Genomic DNA, 16,436 nt, shown 5'->3' on the forward strand with positions numbered 1-16,436 from the left:
TCAGTGCAGGTGGCGCGGGCGGCGTCCGCCGCCATGGCCGCTGCCGCCGCCACCACCGGTGCCGCCGGTGCCGCGCGGGCGCTTGCCGATCTCGAGCGAGTTCACCAGCGCATCGAAGCGGTCGCTGAACAGGCGGTCGATCTCGGCCACCACGCCGCCGAGCTCGGCGCCGTCGAAGTGGCGCTCCATCAGGTTCACCACGTCCTCGATCAGCAGGTCGCGCTGCACCTGCATGATCGCGGCTGGATTCGGGCCCACGAACAGCATCACGAAGTCGTCGCGCGACTCCTCGTCGGGGTCGCCCTCTTCCTCGTCGAAATCGGTGTCGTAGAAGGTGACCTCGATGGCCGCGCCGCGTTCGGAGAGTTCGTTCAGCGCCATGCACATCTCGTCGAGCGCCTGGCGGAAGTCCTCGTCGCCGGCCACGGTCCAGCACATCTGGAGCATGTGGTCCTTGGGCTCGAAACGGATGCCGGGTTCTTCCTCGTAGGAGCTGGCGGCACCGTCGGCGAGCGACTTGGCGCCCGCGTATTTCCACAGCGGCTTCAGCGCTTCCTGGATCTGGTCGAAACCGACGTCCGAACGCAGGGCCACGTCGCCATGCACATGAATTTCGAATGGAGCGTTGTAGCGAGGCATTGAATGCTCCCTTGTTAGATGTGGTGCCCGGAACGGGGGTCGAACCCGTATGCCCCGATTAAGGAAGCGGCGGATTTTAAGCCTGAGCATGGCATCCGCACCGGACTAAGGATGGGCTTGGATGAGGCTTGCTGCAGCAGGTTTTCCCCGAGGCCAGTGCCTTCGATCATATCCCGGTGCGCGATGCAAACCGCCCCGGTTCCCCTCCGCCTGGCTCCTAGCCGGCCCCTGGAATCGGGGCCTTTCAGGAGCACCTCATGGCGAAGGTCAAACTCACCAAGTCCGTCGTTGACACATCGCAGGCTCAAACCTGCGACGTGGAACTCCGGGATACGCTCGTTCCGGGCTTCTTGTGCAAGATTACACCAACGGGCCGCAAGGTCTTCATGGTTCAGTACCGCACGAACTCCGGCGTGCGGCGCAAGCCGGCAATCGGCCAGTTCGGCGAACTGACGGTCGAACAGGCGCGATTGCTTGCGCAAGACTGGCTGGCCGAAGTCCGGCGCGGGGGCGATCCCGGACTCGACAAGGCCGAATCCCGCAAGGCGCCGACGGTCAAGGAGCTGTGCGGCCGGTTCATGGACGACCACTCCAAGCCGCACAACAAGCCCAGCACACAGGCCGGCTACCAGTACCAGATCGACAGCTTCGTCATCCCGGCCTTCGGCAGCAAGAAGGTTCACGAGGTCACACGCCACGACATCACCGCGCTGATGAAGCGCATGGAGAAGTCGCCCACCCAGGCTAACCGGGTGCTGTCGCTCGTCCGCAAGATGTTCAACCTGGCCGAGCTGTGGGGCTACCGGCCCGATGGCTCCAACCCGTGCCGCCACGTCCCCAAGTACCCGGAAAAGGGTTCGACCCGGCTCATCACCGACGACCAGATGACCAAGCTGTTCACCTATCTGGAGAAGGCCGAGGCCGAAGGCTTGGAGCATCCCACCCACCTGCTGGCAGTCCGGCTGCAATTCGAGTTCGCCGCACGCATGTCGGAAGTCCTGCTCTTGCAGTGGGATTGGCTCGACCTACCCAACGGCCGGGTGGTCTGGCCGGACAGCAAGACCGGCGATATGTCCAAGCCCTTGAGTGAGGAAGCCCGCCGGCGGCTGACCAATGCTCCTCGCTACGGCGATTCGCCCTATGTCTGCCCGGCGATCCTCGACCACAGCAAGCCCCTCAGCACCCACACCTACTATCAGGCGTGGCGGCGCATCCTTGACCGTGCCGGTGTGCCGAAGGTCGGCACTCACGGTATCCGCCACCGCTCGGCGACCGACATTGCCAATTCGGGCGTTCCCCTAAAGGTCGGCATGGCGCTGACAGCGCACAAGACCGCGGCGATGTTCATGCGCTACGTCCATACCGAGGACGATCCGGTGCGGCAAGCGGCCGAACTAGTGGCGGCCCGGCGCAAGACGATCACGGGTGCGCAACGCCAGGCGGAGGTCGAAGCATGAGAAGGAGGCCCACCCGGGAAATCCGAGACAGTGTCTCGGAAATGTGGACGCGGGCTCGCCCCTTCTCCTTGACTTCCATTCGTCTATAAACGAAAATAACAATGTACCGAATCGAGCACTACCTCTCGGCCGACGTACAGAAGGATCTCTACACCGACTGGCTGCGGCGCTTGCGTGATGCACAAGCCAAGGTGGCGGTCATCCGCCGCGTGGCCCGTATCGAGCAAGGCAACTTCGGCGACCACAAGTTTTGCCGAGATGGCGTGTGGGAGCTGCGCATCGACGCGGGGCCTGGCTATCGGGTTTATTACGGCCTAGCGGGGCAACGGTTGGTGCTGCTGCTGTGTGGTGGCGACAAGCGCACCCAGGATGCGGACATTGACCGGGCGGTGGGCTATTGGCAGGACTGGCAACGGAGAATCGACGAATGAGAGGCAAATCCCATGACGAGGCGATGGCCGAGCTGTACCGCAACGATCCGGCGCTCGCACTTGAAGTCATCAACAACATCCTGGCCGATGGCGACCAAGCCGAACTGATGACCGTGCTGCGCCAGCTTGCGCAGACAGTCGGCGGCGTGCAGGCGGTGGCCGAACAGGCTCACCTTAACCCGACGCAGCTTTACCGCACGTTGTCGCCGAAGGGCAATCCCGCCCTGAACAGCTTGACCGCCATCCTCAAGACGATGGGCCTACGCTTGGCTGTGCAGCCGCTGGCTTCTGCGCCCTCGGCGCACGCGGCTTGATGTTCGATGCCTATGGCAAGCATCGTTCATCCGATTCACTTTGAAGACTACAGCGGCGTTCAATTTGAGCGCCTTGCTTTTGCTTATCACGTTCGTACCGGCTGGCGCGACCTGATCTGGCACGGCCAATCGGGTAGCGACCAGGGACGAGACATCTTCGGAATCGAGGAGTTTGACGATCGACCTTCGCGCAAGACGATTATCCAGTGCGCTAATCGTGACATGCTGACCCTGGCGAAAGCCCGAACCGATATGGAGAAGGCTGTCGAGGCTACTGGCGGTACGCCAGATGCTTTCAAATTCATCTGTCGTGGTGCAGTCTCTGACGCCAGCAGAACACGGATCAGCGATAGCGCTGCTGCACTTGGCGTAGCGCATGTGACGATCTGGTCGAGCGTCGAGTTCGAGGAGAACCTGCGTTTGCGTGGCGAATACCTCTTGCACCGCTTCGTCCAGGGAGTCGAGTTCCCCGAAGCCGAAGCTGAGATCCGAAAATTCGTTGATGACTTCCCTGGCTTATCCGACGCCGAGGCGCTGGGTTTGATGGCTGCCGTATTCGACCGGCCTGCTTTTCGCACACCTTTTCAACAGGAAAGTTCGCTACCCGCCTTCCAGCAAGCTGTTGAGGACACCATTCGAGCACTCAACACCGGAGCGTGGAGAACACGTGAAGGCACCGAAATTCGGCGCATTCCATCGATCCATCACATCAGAGATCAGCGTGTTCGCAAGGTGCTGGCCCAGGTTGTGCGTCAAGTCGATGAACTGCGCCGCATCTTCGTCTCTCGCCTCCGAGAAGGCGAGATCCGGCATTGTGAATGCGGCAAGGCGGACTGCCCCACCTACATGCTCAGTTCTCGTGTAGCGGACGAACTGGATTGCGCCCGTGACCGCATCCTCGCTACCTTTCGCTCGGTGCATGCACCGTTCGATGTTGTCGTCCGCTAAACGCGGAGAGGTCGGCAATGGCGGCGCAAATTGACCTGTTCAGTTCTCAGCATCTTGAAGCTGCCTGCCGTGTGCTTGCAGACACCGAGCGCGGCTTGAGTGGCACACAGATTGGGAGGCTGCTGCAAGAGATGGAAGTGATCGACCCATCGCCGGGCATGACGAAGTGGAAGCGGTTGTTCAACGCGCTCGCCGAGTTGCAGAACAAGCATCAGCGAGGCAACCATCTGATTATGTTCATCAACCGCGCAATGAACCCGGTGAACTACGTGCGCGATCCTGGAACATTTGCTTGGCTGCGGGATGAACTCAATGTCGTGCTGGCGTTCTCTGGCTTCTATGTTCGCGACGATGGCAAGGTGGGATATGCCGACAAGGCGACGACGTTGGATGCAGCCCGCGCACGCGCTGGACGTCTCAAGGCGGCGCTGGAAAGCAGAGTCGTCCATGCGGAGGTCTTGAATTACTGCCGAGCCGAGCTGTTGGACGAGAACTATTTTCATGCGGTCTTCGAGGCGAGCAAGGGTGTCGCCGAGCGAATTCGCATACTGTCGGGGTTGACCGGCGATGGTGCCGACTTGGTGAACAAGGCGTTCGCGGGTCAGCAGCCAATCTTGGTCTTGGGACCACTGAGCACCGAGTCCGAAAAGAGCGAGCAGAGAGGATTTGCGAACTTGCTAATCGGTCTGTTCGGCGCCGTGCGCAATCCCTTGGCCCATGCCCCGAAGACGAATTGGCCTATGTCTGAGCAGGATGCGCTCGACATCTTGACGCTGGTTTCACTGATCCATAGAAAACTGGATGGCGTGCAGAAAGCGGCAGTGTCCTTTTCGTAGGCGTCGCAACGCCGTCCTGATCGATTGTTGTATCGTGATACGACAATCACCTGCCTCCTCTGAATAGACCGTCCCAGCCTGTTGAACGAGATTCAAATGGCTTAAAACAAGGAATCTTCATGTCGCAAGCGGCGTTCAATGTCTTCGATGCGCTGTCCGCTTGGGGCAAGACGCTTTCCAACTGGCAGCGGTGCCTGCTGGTCAAACTCGTTGGCGCCGTCGATTTCCCGGACGAGGCTTTGGATGAGGTCTACCGCGAGTACTTGATGGACCAGCAACTGGCCACCACGGAGATGCCACGCGCCACATGGGACATCGCCTTGCCCCAGATCCAAGGCGGCCCCACAACGGACTCAAGCGTAGTGACCGCCATGACCGCACTGACCGGCGTCAACGCCCTGGCGCCGGGTGAAACACTGACTTTCGGGCGCAAGCTCACTGTGATCTATGGTCCCAACGGTGCGGGCAAGTCCGGCTATGCGCGAGTGCTCAAAGCCGCATGCTTCACCCGTTCCAAGCAAACCGCGATTCTCGGCGATGTGAAGTTGGCCAAGCACAAACAACCCACGCCTAGCGCGACGTTTGCCTTCGACGACGGCTCCAACACGACATTTGTCTACAAGGAGCCTTGCCAGCGACTGCGCGACAACTTCGCGGTGTTCGACTCGACCTGCGTGCGTGTCCATCTGGATGAGCGCAATGCCTTCCAAGTCATGCCTTATCTGTTCGATGTTTTTCCCCGCATGGTGGAGGTCTTCGGAAAGCTCCAGCGCAAGCTGCGCGATGACATCGCTCTACGTTCCCACGCTACGGACAAGTTCGCGATTCCAGGCAGCACGTCCGAAGTCGCTTCGCTGCTGATCACCCTGACGGCACAGACGGACCTCGTTGGCTTGCAGGCATTGGCCGCCTTCGGCGACGAGGAGCGCGCGCGCCTGGAATCGGTTGTCCAGCAACTCGCGACACTCAGGACCACCGATCCCAAGGAGATCATTCGCCAGAATGAGCAGCGCATCATCGATCTGGACGCACTGAAAGCATCGATCTCAGGTTTGCACATGGCTGTATCGCCTGCAGTCGCGGAACAGATCACCAATGCCGTCAAGCAGATTCAGACGCTGACGGAAAAGGCGTCAGCGCTCTCAGCGGCACAGTTGGGCGAGGAGCCGGTGCAGCCCATCGGCACAGCAGCATGGCGTGACCTGCTGGCTGCGGCCATTGCTTACAACGCCGAAGCCTATCCTGACGAGGCGTTTCCACCGAAGGCGGATGCGGCCCGATGCGTGCTTTGCCATCAGGTTCTCGACGAAGACGGCATTGCACGATTGACCCGCTTCTATCAGTTCGCAACCAGTGGTGTCGAAGCGCAGCTTGGCCAGGCCAAGACAACGCTCGCAGGGTATGGCACGAAGTTGTCGAAGATCAGTCTCGCCTTCTTCGACGAGGGCAGTGTCGCGCGCCGGACCTTGACCGAGGTGGATGCCGCAATGGCCGCGGCGGTTTCCAGTCATGTCGAAGGCTATCGGGAAGTCATCGGAGCATTGGCGCGGGCGGTTGCCGGTGCCTTCGACCCTGGCTTGAGCATGTTGGACCATGACCCGGTCTCGGTACGCATCACGGAGTTGGTTGAGCGCCTGAAATCCGACAACGATGCCTTGCGACAGAAGGACCCCAAGGTACTGATGGGGTCGTTGATGGCAGAGGAGCGATTGTTACTCGATCGCCAGGTGCTCTCCGGCCAGTACGATGCCATCGCTGCGGCGGTGGCAGACCTCAAATGGGTGGTGAAGGCCAATTCGTGCATCCGCGGCTTTGCCGTATCCCAACGCGAAGTGACCAGCAAGCAGAAAGCGCTGGCCACAGAACTGGTGGCGCAGGGCTTCATCGCGCGATTCACGGAGAACTGCGCCGCCCTGCAGCTCAAGCTGCCGGTGCAATTCCGCTTCGCGGGCGATGCTGGAACGACTGATCGCAAAATCGAGATTGCCAACGCCAGCGTGGCCGGCATCGACCCGTCTTCGGTGCTGAGCGAGGGCGAACAGACCGCCGCGGCATTGGCCGACTTTCTCACTGAAGTGGAACTCAACGGTTCCTGTTTGGGCGTGGTGTTCGATGACCCCGTGACCTCGATGGACCATGTACGCAAAGAGGCGATCGCACAACGCCTGGTGGACGAAGCCGCCAAGCGGCAGGTGATCGTCTTTACGCACGACATCCTGTTTACGAACTATCTGGCGACGGCTGCGGTGGAAAAGGGTGTCGATTTCGCGGGCCGGACCGTGTGGCGTGGCGAGGCCGAAGAGCCAGGTGTCATCGACAGCCTGGCCTTCCCTCACGAACATTACGAAGGTGCTGCACACGATCGCGCACGAAAGCACCTTGACGTCGCCCGCACGCTGGATGGCGACAAGCAGCGCGACAGCCTGGAGAAGGCGTGTGGCAGCCTGCGTACCGCCTATGAGGACTTCATTCAGCGAAAGCTGTTCGGCAATGTCGTGCGCCGCTGGCGGGAGAACATCACCTTCACCCTCAGTCAGGTGTATTTTGATGAAGGCATTGCTGCACAGGTTCACACGCGCATGGTGATGTTATCCCGATACATCGATGCTCACTCCCACTCGCCAGACTTCCACGAAGTGCCGTTGACGATTGATTTCGTGGTTGACGAATTGGCACAGATGGACCGCATCAAGGCTGAGTACAACACAGCGCGCAAGGCATGGGAGAAAGCCAAGCCCCAGGCGGCGACCTTTAGCTGATCCGGACTTCAATGGCAAAGCCCACGATTGTTCTCGACAAGAACTACCTGCAAGGATCGACGGCGGCGCACATGCTGCAACTCGCGCAGTCGCACCAGTTGCTGATGGCCGACGTACTTTTCTACGAGTTGATCTCGTCGTCCGAACCGGGACGCTCGCGCTGCTTCGCCAAGTTTCCCAAGATCGAGAACCCGGTGATCTTGGTCAATCACGTAGGGGCGCTGCTGAAACAGGAGATAGAGTCGCACGAAGCCTGCGGCAAGCCCTCTACGCGGTACGAGGATATCCGCTTCCAATTCAACGAGGCGCTGACCGGCGCGAACTACGCGCTGCCGCCTTCGGCGGCTGAGGCGCTTCAGGAGCAGACGGCGGAACTTCGTGAAGATGTCGAACGATTTCTTGACCGGGTGCGCTTGATTCCGACCCTAATCCCAAATCTTCTGGAAGGCACCAGCGCGGAGCGACAGTCACTGCGGGAGGCCGCCGAGGAGGTCATCGCGACCAATACCGATGCAATGTTGAAGTTCTACGGGAGCCTGGAAGTCCCTTCGGGCGAACTTCCACTACCGCCTGCCACGATCATGACCCGGGATTGGGCACTATTTCGTTGGCAGCAGGTCCAGTTGCTTTTCGCGCTGGACGCATATTGTCGTTATGGTGGACGTGTTCCCGACACACTGAGCGGAAAAGCCTACGAGAAAATCGAGCACGATGTTCTCGACGCGCACTACCTCCTGTTGGGAACACTGGAAGGATCGTTCGCCACGCGAGAAAAGAAACTGCAGCGGTGGTTTGGTCTGCTTTGTCCCGACGGCCAGCTCTATTCCTAGCCAGTGGCCTTGCGCAGGCATCTTTTCAGATCGTCGGGTAGACCACCTTCTCGTTGTGATCGCTGAAATCGTCGCTCCACGTCAGCTTGATGGAGTGCTTGCTTTTGCTACCCAGTGATATGGACGCAATCAATTCCACCGACTGGAGCGTGTCCAGTGTCTCTAGCGGAAATTTCGAGTCGATGTCCGATTGAACCAGGCAGTCGTTGCCATCGGGAAACGACAGCGACACGTTGCGCGCGGCCGATTTCCCCTTGTTCCAGATTTTCAGCCGTCGGTTGTTGCTGCCGATCTTGATGAACGTCGCGCCGAGGTCCGCTTTCTTAATGTTGAGGATTTCAGTGGCTTCTTTTTCCAGAAGTAGCTTGTTCAGTCGATCCTGGCTCTCAATCAACTTGTTCTGTTTCTGATTGAATCTGAACGTCGTCCAAGTGGCGTACGCGGACAGCAAAAGAGCGCCTATGGCGATGGCATCACCAACACTGATTGGGAAGGGCATCATCGGATCTTGATGTTCTTGCTGCCGCGGAATGCCCTCTTCAGCGATTCGTGCAGTTCCTTCTGAAGATCTTTGACGACGGCTTTCCCGATCTCCTTGGCATGCGCTTGCACGTTCTCATCGTTGGCTCGGATGAGATCATCCTTGGAAATCTGCAACCCACAGTTGCCGCAGGTGAACAGTTCGCTCGTCTGCCCATCAGCGCCGTCGTGTGAAAACTCAGTGCCACCGCACGTTGGGCAATTCAGACAGACCGACCGGTTGTACTTGTCCGCTTTGAACGTCATGCCGTATCTCCGATCGTGTCAACGCTGTGAGCCGTGAATGATCGCAGCGAAGAAAAGAATAGCATCGCTGCACGGGGATCTTTCGTCGACGCGATGCCTATTTATTCTATCTGACAGTCTTCATTGCGTCCCGGCGTGCCGCCGCCGGGTTCGAGGGCTGCGCCCCGCGCTTCGTGCCGAATCGCGGCCATTCGGCTTTGCCCCCTGACGCCTCCGGCCCTTTCGAGCCTGCGCGTTCCGCTTGCCCTAAAAGCCGAGTGTGTGCAGCGGGCGGGTGTGGGCAGTCTTGCTGTTCCCTTCACCGTATCACGGCGTTCTCGCCGTCAAGGGCGGCGCGCGCCATGCGCGCTTGCGTCCTGTCGGCCGTCTGCGACCCCTGACTGCTTGCGCTGCGCCGTGCCCCGGAAGGGTCGGGCAATTCCGCCCGGCATCCTTGCAGGAGTTCACCATGAACAACGCACTCATCACTGACGAGCAGCGCATCGTACTGCTGGCCAACGGCCGCGAATCCTTGGAGAACCCGGACTTTGATCCGGCCCCCGTGGTCAAGCTGTTCACGCCGGACGCCGGCGCGACCTGGCTGCTGACCGAGATTGATCCTGACGACCACGACCACGCTTTTGGTCTTTGCGACCTGGGCCTGGGGGCGCCGGAAATCGGCTGGGTCAGCCTGGGCGAGTTGGCGATCGTGCGCGGCGGGCTGGGCTTGCCGATCGAGCGCGACCTGTCTTTCCGCGCTGAGAAGCGGTTGAGCGCCTACGCGCGCGAGGCGCGGCTGAGCGGGCGGATAGCTGTCTGACTCGGCCTTGGGCGGATGGCCCAGCAGCGCATCCCGTATCGGGATGCGCTTACTGCATCGTCAGCGAGGCCAGTCGTCGCTACGAACGCCTTCAAAGAAGCCAGGGCCGACTTCGATACGCAGTGAAGAGTGACGGCGCAAGATCTTCTGCGCTATCTCGGGCGATGCGTAGTCCGTGAAGTCGAGGAGGTAGCCGTAGACCATTTCACCGCTACTGCCGTCCAACTCCATTGCTTCTACATCGGCGAGATTGCCAACCTCATGCAGTTCGAGGCCCAGCAGTTCGGCATAGGATTGCGATACGCTGCGCGGCGGTGGCTCGCCGTCGTGGTCGTCATCCCCCCAGTTCGTATCGAGTTCCGCTTTGGTGACTTGGCAGTCCACTGACCCAAAGCACTGGCTGCCCAATCGCTCCACGCTCAAAGTGCCCTCCACATTCACGATGTGGCCCGCGTAGGGACGCTCAGTGTCGATGCCCAAGCCAACATGGCCATCCAGGTCGATTTCCAGCGAGCTGCCAACGGGGACGTTTTCAGACTCAACCTCGAAATCGAAATAGACCTCATCAATGCCATCGTAATTGGCGTTGGCCATCTCGCTGTTCACGTCATCGTCTTCGATGACCACCTGATCCACATGCTCACGCAGATAGTTATCGAAGCCTGCGTGAGAGGCGTGAATGTGTGTGTGGGGTGCTCGTTCCTTGAAGGCTGCGTCGATCAGCTCATGCAGTTGGCTTGGCGCGGGGGCTGCGCCAAGTTCGCTGGCGCGCCTATCGAGCGAGTCGTAGTCGAGTACAACGTGGTAGACATTGCTCAAGTCTTTGGGTTCGAGTGCGGCTACCTGGGCGGCCTGGTAGGCGGCAAGGCTCTTGTAGCCGAGTGCAGCAACAATGATTTGCTGCGCATGGCCAAGCTGCACAGGGGCGGCCACAGAAACGCTGTTCTTGCGAACAGAATGGGCAAGGTCGGAAATGCCGATGGGCATACGATTCTCCTGATTTCAGCGCAGGCCAATCGAGCGATTACTTGGCCTACGCCCAGGCGATATCGCATGGTGGTGGCAAGAAATACGGGGGGAAAGCAGAACGCAGTCTTGATTGAGCCGCTCGAAGCTCAGGCGGACAGGGCCTTGCCCACATTGTCCGCGAAAAATCCGCCGAAGACAAATCCCGCGATGCCCAAACTGCATGGGCGTCCCCGGCCACCTGGGAGATGGCCGGTCGCGCTGTCGTGCTGCGCATCGAGCCGCCTGCGGCGTCTCGCCCCTGACGGGCTTCCATCGTTCCCTCGCTCCGCTCGGCTGACGCCTCCGGCCCGGCTTCCAGCTTCGGGCCTGCGCGCTTCGCTTGCCGTGCGGTCGGCGTGTGGGGAAGGCCGTTGCCTTGTCCAGCCGTCTCCCCTGACTTCATCACCTTCACCGCGACTGTAGCCCGCGCCCGTGTGCCGTCAAGGCGCGCAGGGCCGTGTCCTCGGCTGCGCCTGCGGGCCGCACCAACCCTGCGCTTGCCTCCTTGACGGCGCCCGTTCGCGCGCTCCTGACCGTCGCGGGCGATGAACTCAGGAAAGACGGTGGCAACAGGGCCAACCGGGTTCCTCGTGCCGACCGCACCGAACAGCCGAAAGGCTGGGCTCCGAATCTAGGAATCCGGTGTGCGGTTTTCTTCAACAGCCTTTTTGTTCAGGAGAAAGACATGCAACTCGCATCCCGTTTCGCTTCCCGCTCCCCTTCGCTGCGCAGTGACTACCCGCTGTCCGATGACCAGATTCATCGCGTGGCCCCGTCCATCTTCGCGGATGCCCCGCACGAAAGCCGTTCGCAGCGGTACGCCTATATCCCCACCGCCGCCGTGCTGACCGAGCTTCGCAAGGAGGGATTTCAACCCTTCATGGTGACGCAGACCCGCGTGCGCGATGAAGGCAAGCGCGAGCACACGAAACACATGCTGCGCCTGCGCCACGCCAGCCAGATCAACGGCGCAGAGGCCAACGAAATCGTGCTGCTGAACTCGCATGACGGCACCAGCAGCTATCAGATGCTGGCCGGAATGTTCCGCTTCGTTTGCAGCAATGGTCTTGTGTGCGGCGACACCGTGGCGGACGTGCGCGTACCCCATAAGGGCGACGTAGCCGGTTCCGTCATCGAAGGCGCTTTCGAGGTGTTGAGCGGCTTCGAGCGGGTGAAGGATTCCCGCGATGCCATGCGCGCTATCACGCTGGATGAAGGCGAAGCCGAAGTGTTCGCCCGTTCCGCGCTGGCCCTCAAGTACGACCCCACCGACAAGAAGCCCGCGCCCATCACCGAATCGCAAATCTTGATGCCGCGCCGGTTCGACGACCGCCGCCCCGACCTGTGGAGCGTGTTCAACCGCACGCAGGAAAACCTGACCAAAGGCGGATTGCATGGCCGCAGCGCCAACGGACGCCGCCAGCAGACCCGCCCGGTGCAGGGCATTGATTCCGATGTGCGCCTCAATCGCGCCCTCTGGATGCTGGCCGATGGCCTGCGCCAGTTGAAAGCCTGAACCGTTTCCCCGCCGGAGGGGCGGTTCCCCTCCATTCCCTTGTTTCACTCGATTGGAGATTCACCATGAACGCCGTTACCCAAACCGAAGCCCGCGCCGTCAATACCGCCGCCGCTATCCCGTTGGAAGCCGCCGACCCGACCAAGAACCTGATTCTGGTTCCACTGTCGCGGCTGGTGCTGCGCCCCACGGGCCGCAACGTGCGCAAGACCCCGCGCATGTCCATCCCCGAACTTGCCGCAAGCATCCAGCGTGTCGGCCTGCTGCAAAACCTGATCGTGATTGCATCCGCCGATGGCGAGCATTACGAAGTCGTGGCCGGTGGCCGTCGCCTCGCAGCCCTCAAGCTGCTGGCGAAAAAGCACCGAATCAGCAAGGAATGGGAAGTGCCTTGCCTGCTGGTGGCCGATGGCACCGCCCGCACCGCCAGCCTCACCGAGAACGTGCAGCGCGAAGCCATGCACCCGGCAGACCAGTTTGAAGCCTTCGCGGCGCTGGTGGCCGAAGGCCGCCCCATCGAGGACATTGCGGCGGATTTCTCCGTTACGCCGCTGGTGGTGCAGCGCCGCTTGAAGCTGGCGAACGTGTCGCCCCGCCTCATGGCCGACTATCGCGCCGATGCCGTGAGCCTTGACCAGTTGATGGCCCTTGCCATCACCGATGACCACGCCGCGCAGGAAAGCGCGTTCTACGATGCGCCAACCTGGCAGCGTCACCCGTCCAACCTGCGCGAACGCCTCACCGAAAGGGAAATCGACGCCTACCGGCATCCGCTGGTGCGCTTCGTCGGGCTGGACAGCTACGAGGCCGCAGGCGGTGGCATCCGCCGTGACCTGTTCGCCGAAGATGACGCGGGCGTGTATCTGACCGATGCCGCGCTGCTGGAAGGGCTGGCGTTCAATAAGCTGACGGGCATTGCTGCCGAGGTGAAGGCCGAAGGCTGGGCATGGGTGGATGCCACGCCAGGCGTGACCCATGCCGACCTGCACGCCTTCCAGCGTGCGCCGAAGGAGCGGCGCGAACCGAACAAGCGTGAAGCCGCACGCATCGAGAAGCTGCAAACCAAGATGCACGAACTGGCCGAAGCCGTGGATGCTGCGCTGGACGCTGACGATGAGGAAAAGGCCGACGCCTTGCAGGAGGAAGGCGAAACCCTGGGCGAGCAGTTGCAGGTGCTGGAAGATGGCTTGCAGGACTACGGCGCGACCGTGAAGGCCGCAGCCGGTGCCATCGTCACCATCGACCGCAACGGCGAAGCCGTGATTCATCGCGGCTTGATGCGCGAGGCCGAGGCCAAGGCGCTGCGCACGCTGGAAAGGCTGCGCCAAGGTTTCGGCAGCGAAGGCGAAGCCGCGAACGACGACGAAGGCGAGGACGACGAGCCACCCAAGACCGCCGCCATGTCCGACCGGCTGGCGCAACGCTTGAGCGCCCACCGCACCGCCGCGCTACAAATCGAAGTCGCCCGGCATCCGCAAGCCGCGCTGGCCGCCGTGGTGCATGGCATGGTGCAGACCGTCTTGCAGGAACGCCGCTACGGCCGCAGCCGTGATTCTCTGCCGCTGGGCGTGGGCCTCAAAGTGCAAGACCGGCTGGAAGGCATGGCCCCGGACTGGCCGGAAACTCCCGCCGCCGTGGCGCTGTGCGAATTGCAACAGGTGGCGGGCGAAGCCTTGCCGGAGGACAGCGCCGAACTGTTTGCCGCGCTGCTGGCGAAGCCGCAAGATGAACTGGTGCGGCTGCTGGCCGTGTGCGTGGCTTCCACGGTGGACGTGGTGACGCCCCGTGCCACACCGCACCAGCCCGGCGAGGAACTGGCGCAGGCCGTGGGCCTCGACATGGCTGCATGGTGGAAGCCGACCGCAGAAGGCTACTTCAAGCACGTTTCCAAGGCCGTGATTCTGGAAGCCGTGGGCCAGTACGCGCCCGAGCACGTCACGCGACTGGCGAAGTTGAAGAAGGCCGACATTGCCAGCGAAGCCGAGCGGTTGGCCGATGGCACGGGCTGGATGCCTGCCATCTTCAAGACCGAAGGCCCGGAAGCTGCGCCGCAGGAAACGCAGGCGCAGGATGCCCCGGAGGATGCCGAGGCAATGGCGGATGAACCCGCCGAGGCGCTGGCCGCTTGACCCGCGCCGAAGGCAAGCGCCCCGGCCTCGACCGGGGCGCTTCGCTGCAAGGAGAAGCCCCCATGACCCGCATCACCAGCAGCCGCCCGCGCATGGCGGCGATCTACGCGCCCAGCACGGTACGCGCTCGCCGCTGGCACGACGATGGCGACGTGCGCGGCTACCGCCCGCCCTCGGGCTGGTCGGCCCGCGCCGACCTCACCGACATTCACCCCATCACGGGCCGCGCCTTGCCGCGTGCCGTGTGGTGGCTCATCGAGACGAAGGAATAACCGCGTTCAGCACCGCGCCCAGGCCGTTCCGTCCTGGGCGCGGTGGACGCAAAATCCGGGCGCGGCAGTGGCCGCGCCCGGTGTTCAAGGCCAGCAGCCGAGTCAGAACGCCGCCGCCTTCGCGGTGGCTCAGGCGGTGGCGTTGAAGGCATCGCTGTAGCGCGCGATGCCTTCGGGCACTGGCCCATGCAGGGCCAGCGCCATGAAGTAGCCGGGCGGCACGCCCGGCAGTTGCAGGCCCGCATGGGCCTGAAAACCAAAACGCGCGTAATACGCGGGATCGCCTAGCAGCACGCAGCCTGCGGCCTGCATGGCCCGCAGTTCAGACAGCGCCTGCTCCATCAGGCGCGAGCCGATGCCGTGCCCCTGCCTTTGCGGCAGGACGGAGATCGGCCCCAACCCGTACCAGTCCTCAGCCTGGCGGCCGTGGCCGTCGGTGATGGTCACGGGCGACAGGGCCACATGGCCGATGATCTGGCCGTGTTCTTCGGCCACGATGGAAAGCGTCAGTTCGTTGGCAGTGCGCAGTGCGCGCACGATGAATTGCTCGGTGTGGCTGGTGTGCGGCGCATCGGCGAAAGCGGCCGTCGTGACGGCTTCGATGGCAGCAATGTCGTCCGGGGTTTCGTGTCGGAGCTGGAGAGTCATGGGCTTGTCTTGGGTTACTTCCTGAAAATATAGAACGGCCTGGGCGTGTCGGCGCGAGGCGCCGCCGGGCTTTCGGGCTGCGCCCCGTGCTTCGTGCCGAATCACGGCCATTCGGCTTCAATCCCTCACGCCTTCGCGCCTGTGGCGCTGCGCGCTTCGCTTGCGAGGAAGGCTGCGCCCCGCCGCAATGGGCGGAGCTTGTGGGGCTACGCCCCGGCTTGCTGCGGCAGGTTGTGCAAAAGCGTGCCGTCCTCGACGCTGGCGATTCGTTGCCTGTACGTCACGAAGGACGGTTCACCGACACACCGCTCGGCCTCGCCCGATGGAGCTTCCTCACCACGCCTCAAGCATGTGCCGCGAGCTGCGGCTGGGGCGCTCTGGCCTTGTCGTCGGGGCATTGACCTGGCCCGCGTCAGGGCGCAAGCCGGTGAAGCCGTCACGCGGGGATGCCGAGTCGGCCCTGTCTCCATTCGGGAGCGGGCGGCCTGTGCGTCCTTGTCTTGTTGTGAATCCTGGCGGTGGCGCGGCTGCGCCTTGGGCTTCATGGCCGCAACCTTCCAGCGAAAACAATTTCCCCTGCGCTGCGCGCATTCCTCGCGGGACAAATTCTTTTCGCCTCCAGGTTCTCCACGGTGTTGCGACCGCTGCGCGGTGCGGCCAGCCCATCCCCCGCCGGACGGATCACAACAAGGACGCACTGGCGCGACCTTGTTCAACCCGAAAGGAGAAATCATCATGGCCAACATCGGCACCTTCACCGCAGACAAAGACGGCTTCAACGGCCAGCTCCGCACCCTGACGCTCAACGTCAAGGTCAAGCTGGTTCCCAACGACAAGGGCAACAACGAGAGCGCCCCCGACTTCCGCCTGCAAGCGGCTGGCCACGACATCGGCGCGGCGTGGAAGAAAACCAGCGAGGCCGGACGCCCCTACGTGTCCGTGACCCTGGACGATCCTTCATTCCCGGCAACGGTCTATGCCCGCCTGATCGAGAACGAGGACGGCACGCACGACCTGATCTGGTCGCGCAACAAGCCCAAGGCGGCCTGACGGCCGCCCACAGC

The 16,436-nt window shown here is 62.1% G+C and carries 17 protein-coding genes; 12 read left to right on the forward strand and 5 right to left on the reverse strand.

Annotated features, from left to right (window positions below):
• On the reverse strand, positions 1–639 hold the full coding sequence (locus AC1HIL_RS22105; RefSeq protein WP_479670020.1) for a DUF6806 family protein: 639 nt from the start codon (positions 637–639) through the stop codon (positions 1–3).
• Positions 640–896: 257 nt separating this feature from the next.
• Between AC1HIL_RS22105 and AC1HIL_RS22110 the strand changes: the two genes are divergently transcribed.
• The 7 genes from AC1HIL_RS22110 to AC1HIL_RS22140 all read left to right on the forward strand — a co-directional run bounded on the left by AC1HIL_RS22110 (position 897) and on the right by AC1HIL_RS22140 (position 8,214).
• Complete coding sequence (locus AC1HIL_RS22110) at positions 897–2,096, forward strand: tyrosine-type recombinase/integrase (RefSeq protein WP_056581584.1); 1,200 nt, start codon at positions 897–899, stop codon at positions 2,094–2,096.
• Positions 2,097–2,197: 101 nt separating this feature from the next.
• Positions 2,198–2,527: a type II toxin-antitoxin system RelE/ParE family toxin gene (locus tag AC1HIL_RS22115; protein WP_198149213.1), complete on the forward strand. Its 330-nt coding sequence runs from the start codon at positions 2,198–2,200 to the stop codon at positions 2,525–2,527.
• On the forward strand, positions 2,524–2,841 hold the full coding sequence (locus AC1HIL_RS22120; RefSeq protein WP_056581600.1) for a helix-turn-helix domain-containing transcriptional regulator: 318 nt from the start codon (positions 2,524–2,526) through the stop codon (positions 2,839–2,841). The genes AC1HIL_RS22115 and AC1HIL_RS22120 overlap by 4 nt, the downstream gene beginning before the upstream one ends.
• 12 nt (positions 2,842–2,853) lie before the next feature.
• Positions 2,854–3,789 (forward strand): hypothetical protein, encoded by a 936-nt coding sequence (locus tag AC1HIL_RS22125; RefSeq protein ID WP_056581602.1) that lies wholly within the window; start codon positions 2,854–2,856, stop codon positions 3,787–3,789.
• Between the two features lie 17 nt (positions 3,790–3,806).
• Complete coding sequence (locus AC1HIL_RS22130; protein WP_056581607.1) at positions 3,807–4,625, forward strand: TIGR02391 family protein; 819 nt, start codon at positions 3,807–3,809, stop codon at positions 4,623–4,625.
• A 119-nt stretch (positions 4,626–4,744) separates the two neighbouring features.
• Positions 4,745–7,384 (forward strand): AAA family ATPase, encoded by a 2,640-nt coding sequence (locus AC1HIL_RS22135; RefSeq protein WP_056581610.1) that lies wholly within the window; start codon positions 4,745–4,747, stop codon positions 7,382–7,384.
• An 11-nt stretch (positions 7,385–7,395) separates the two neighbouring features.
• A complete protein-coding gene (locus AC1HIL_RS22140; RefSeq protein ID WP_056581614.1) occupies positions 7,396–8,214 on the forward strand; it encodes a hypothetical protein in 819 nt (272 codons plus the stop codon).
• Between the two features lie 25 nt (positions 8,215–8,239).
• Here the strand turns inward: AC1HIL_RS22140 and AC1HIL_RS22145 are convergent, their stop codons facing one another.
• Both AC1HIL_RS22145 and AC1HIL_RS22150 read right to left on the reverse strand, forming a co-directional pair.
• Positions 8,240–8,716, reverse strand: a complete 477-nt coding sequence (locus AC1HIL_RS22145; RefSeq protein ID WP_082548878.1) for a hypothetical protein — start codon at positions 8,714–8,716, stop codon at positions 8,240–8,242.
• Complete coding sequence (locus AC1HIL_RS22150) at positions 8,713–9,000, reverse strand: ECs_2282 family putative zinc-binding protein (RefSeq protein ID WP_082548881.1); 288 nt, start codon at positions 8,998–9,000, stop codon at positions 8,713–8,715. Before AC1HIL_RS22150 ends, AC1HIL_RS22145 begins: the two co-directional genes overlap by 4 nt.
• Before the next feature lie 448 nt (positions 9,001–9,448).
• Between AC1HIL_RS22150 and AC1HIL_RS22155 the strand changes: the two genes are divergently transcribed.
• Entirely contained in the window at positions 9,449–9,799 is a 351-nt protein-coding gene (locus AC1HIL_RS22155; protein ID WP_056582602.1) for a DUF2958 domain-containing protein, read from the forward strand.
• Positions 9,800–9,859: 60 nt separating this feature from the next.
• On the opposite strand, the gene AC1HIL_RS22160 is transcribed toward AC1HIL_RS22155, so the two are convergent.
• Positions 9,860–10,786 carry a hypothetical protein gene (locus tag AC1HIL_RS22160; RefSeq protein ID WP_056581617.1) on the reverse strand — a complete coding sequence of 309 codons (927 nt, stop codon included), beginning with the start codon at positions 10,784–10,786 and terminating at the stop codon, positions 9,860–9,862.
• Positions 10,787–11,492: 706 nt separating this feature from the next.
• On the opposite strand from AC1HIL_RS22160, the gene AC1HIL_RS22165 reads away from it, so the two are divergent.
• From AC1HIL_RS22165 to AC1HIL_RS22175, 3 genes are all read left to right on the forward strand, one after another.
• Positions 11,493–12,323 carry a DUF932 domain-containing protein gene (locus AC1HIL_RS22165; RefSeq protein WP_056581620.1) on the forward strand — a complete coding sequence of 277 codons (831 nt, stop codon included), beginning with the start codon at positions 11,493–11,495 and terminating at the stop codon, positions 12,321–12,323.
• A gap of 65 nt (positions 12,324–12,388) precedes the next feature.
• A complete protein-coding gene (locus AC1HIL_RS22170; protein ID WP_056581626.1) occupies positions 12,389–14,452 on the forward strand; it encodes a ParB/RepB/Spo0J family partition protein in 2,064 nt (687 codons plus the stop codon).
• A gap of 62 nt (positions 14,453–14,514) precedes the next feature.
• Entirely contained in the window at positions 14,515–14,724 is a 210-nt protein-coding gene (locus AC1HIL_RS22175) for a hypothetical protein (protein WP_056581629.1), read from the forward strand.
• 129 nt (positions 14,725–14,853) lie between these two features.
• On the opposite strand, the gene AC1HIL_RS22180 is transcribed toward AC1HIL_RS22175, so the two are convergent.
• Positions 14,854–15,372 (reverse strand): GNAT family N-acetyltransferase, encoded by a 519-nt coding sequence (locus tag AC1HIL_RS22180; RefSeq protein WP_056581635.1) that lies wholly within the window; start codon positions 15,370–15,372, stop codon positions 14,854–14,856.
• Between the two features lie 735 nt (positions 15,373–16,107).
• On the opposite strand from AC1HIL_RS22180, the gene AC1HIL_RS22185 reads away from it, so the two are divergent.
• Complete coding sequence (locus AC1HIL_RS22185; RefSeq protein ID WP_013517162.1) at positions 16,108–16,422, forward strand: DUF736 domain-containing protein; 315 nt, start codon at positions 16,108–16,110, stop codon at positions 16,420–16,422.
• The last annotated feature ends 14 nt before the right edge of the window (positions 16,423–16,436 follow it).

Source organism: Variovorax sp. ISS6 (assembly GCF_056523145.1).

Excerpts from the sequence above, each read along its gene's own strand:
- AC1HIL_RS22105 (WP_479670020.1), bottom strand. The coding sequence starts at position 639 with ATGCCTCGCTACAACGCTCCATTCGAAATTCATGTGCATGGCGACGTG.
- AC1HIL_RS22110 (WP_056581584.1), top strand. The coding sequence starts at position 897 with ATGGCGAAGGTCAAACTCACCAAGTCCGTCGTTGACACATCGCAGGCT.
- AC1HIL_RS22115 (WP_198149213.1), top strand. The coding sequence starts at position 2,198 with ATGTACCGAATCGAGCACTACCTCTCGGCCGACGTACAGAAGGATCTC.
- AC1HIL_RS22120 (WP_056581600.1), top strand. The coding sequence starts at position 2,524 with ATGAGAGGCAAATCCCATGACGAGGCGATGGCCGAGCTGTACCGCAAC.
- AC1HIL_RS22125 (WP_056581602.1), top strand. The coding sequence starts at position 2,854 with ATGGCAAGCATCGTTCATCCGATTCACTTTGAAGACTACAGCGGCGTT.
- AC1HIL_RS22130 (WP_056581607.1), top strand. The coding sequence starts at position 3,807 with ATGGCGGCGCAAATTGACCTGTTCAGTTCTCAGCATCTTGAAGCTGCC.
- AC1HIL_RS22135 (WP_056581610.1), top strand. The coding sequence starts at position 4,745 with ATGTCGCAAGCGGCGTTCAATGTCTTCGATGCGCTGTCCGCTTGGGGC.
- AC1HIL_RS22140 (WP_056581614.1), top strand. The coding sequence starts at position 7,396 with ATGGCAAAGCCCACGATTGTTCTCGACAAGAACTACCTGCAAGGATCG.
- AC1HIL_RS22145 (WP_082548878.1), bottom strand. The coding sequence starts at position 8,716 with ATGATGCCCTTCCCAATCAGTGTTGGTGATGCCATCGCCATAGGCGCT.
- AC1HIL_RS22150 (WP_082548881.1), bottom strand. The coding sequence starts at position 9,000 with ATGACGTTCAAAGCGGACAAGTACAACCGGTCGGTCTGTCTGAATTGC.
- AC1HIL_RS22155 (WP_056582602.1), top strand. The coding sequence starts at position 9,449 with ATGAACAACGCACTCATCACTGACGAGCAGCGCATCGTACTGCTGGCC.
- AC1HIL_RS22160 (WP_056581617.1), bottom strand. The coding sequence starts at position 10,786 with ATGCCCATCGGCATTTCCGACCTTGCCCATTCTGTTCGCAAGAACAGC.
- AC1HIL_RS22165 (WP_056581620.1), top strand. The coding sequence starts at position 11,493 with ATGCAACTCGCATCCCGTTTCGCTTCCCGCTCCCCTTCGCTGCGCAGT.
- AC1HIL_RS22170 (WP_056581626.1), top strand. The coding sequence starts at position 12,389 with ATGAACGCCGTTACCCAAACCGAAGCCCGCGCCGTCAATACCGCCGCC.
- AC1HIL_RS22175 (WP_056581629.1), top strand. The coding sequence starts at position 14,515 with ATGACCCGCATCACCAGCAGCCGCCCGCGCATGGCGGCGATCTACGCG.
- AC1HIL_RS22180 (WP_056581635.1), bottom strand. The coding sequence starts at position 15,372 with ATGACTCTCCAGCTCCGACACGAAACCCCGGACGACATTGCTGCCATC.
- AC1HIL_RS22185 (WP_013517162.1), top strand. The coding sequence starts at position 16,108 with ATGGCCAACATCGGCACCTTCACCGCAGACAAAGACGGCTTCAACGGC.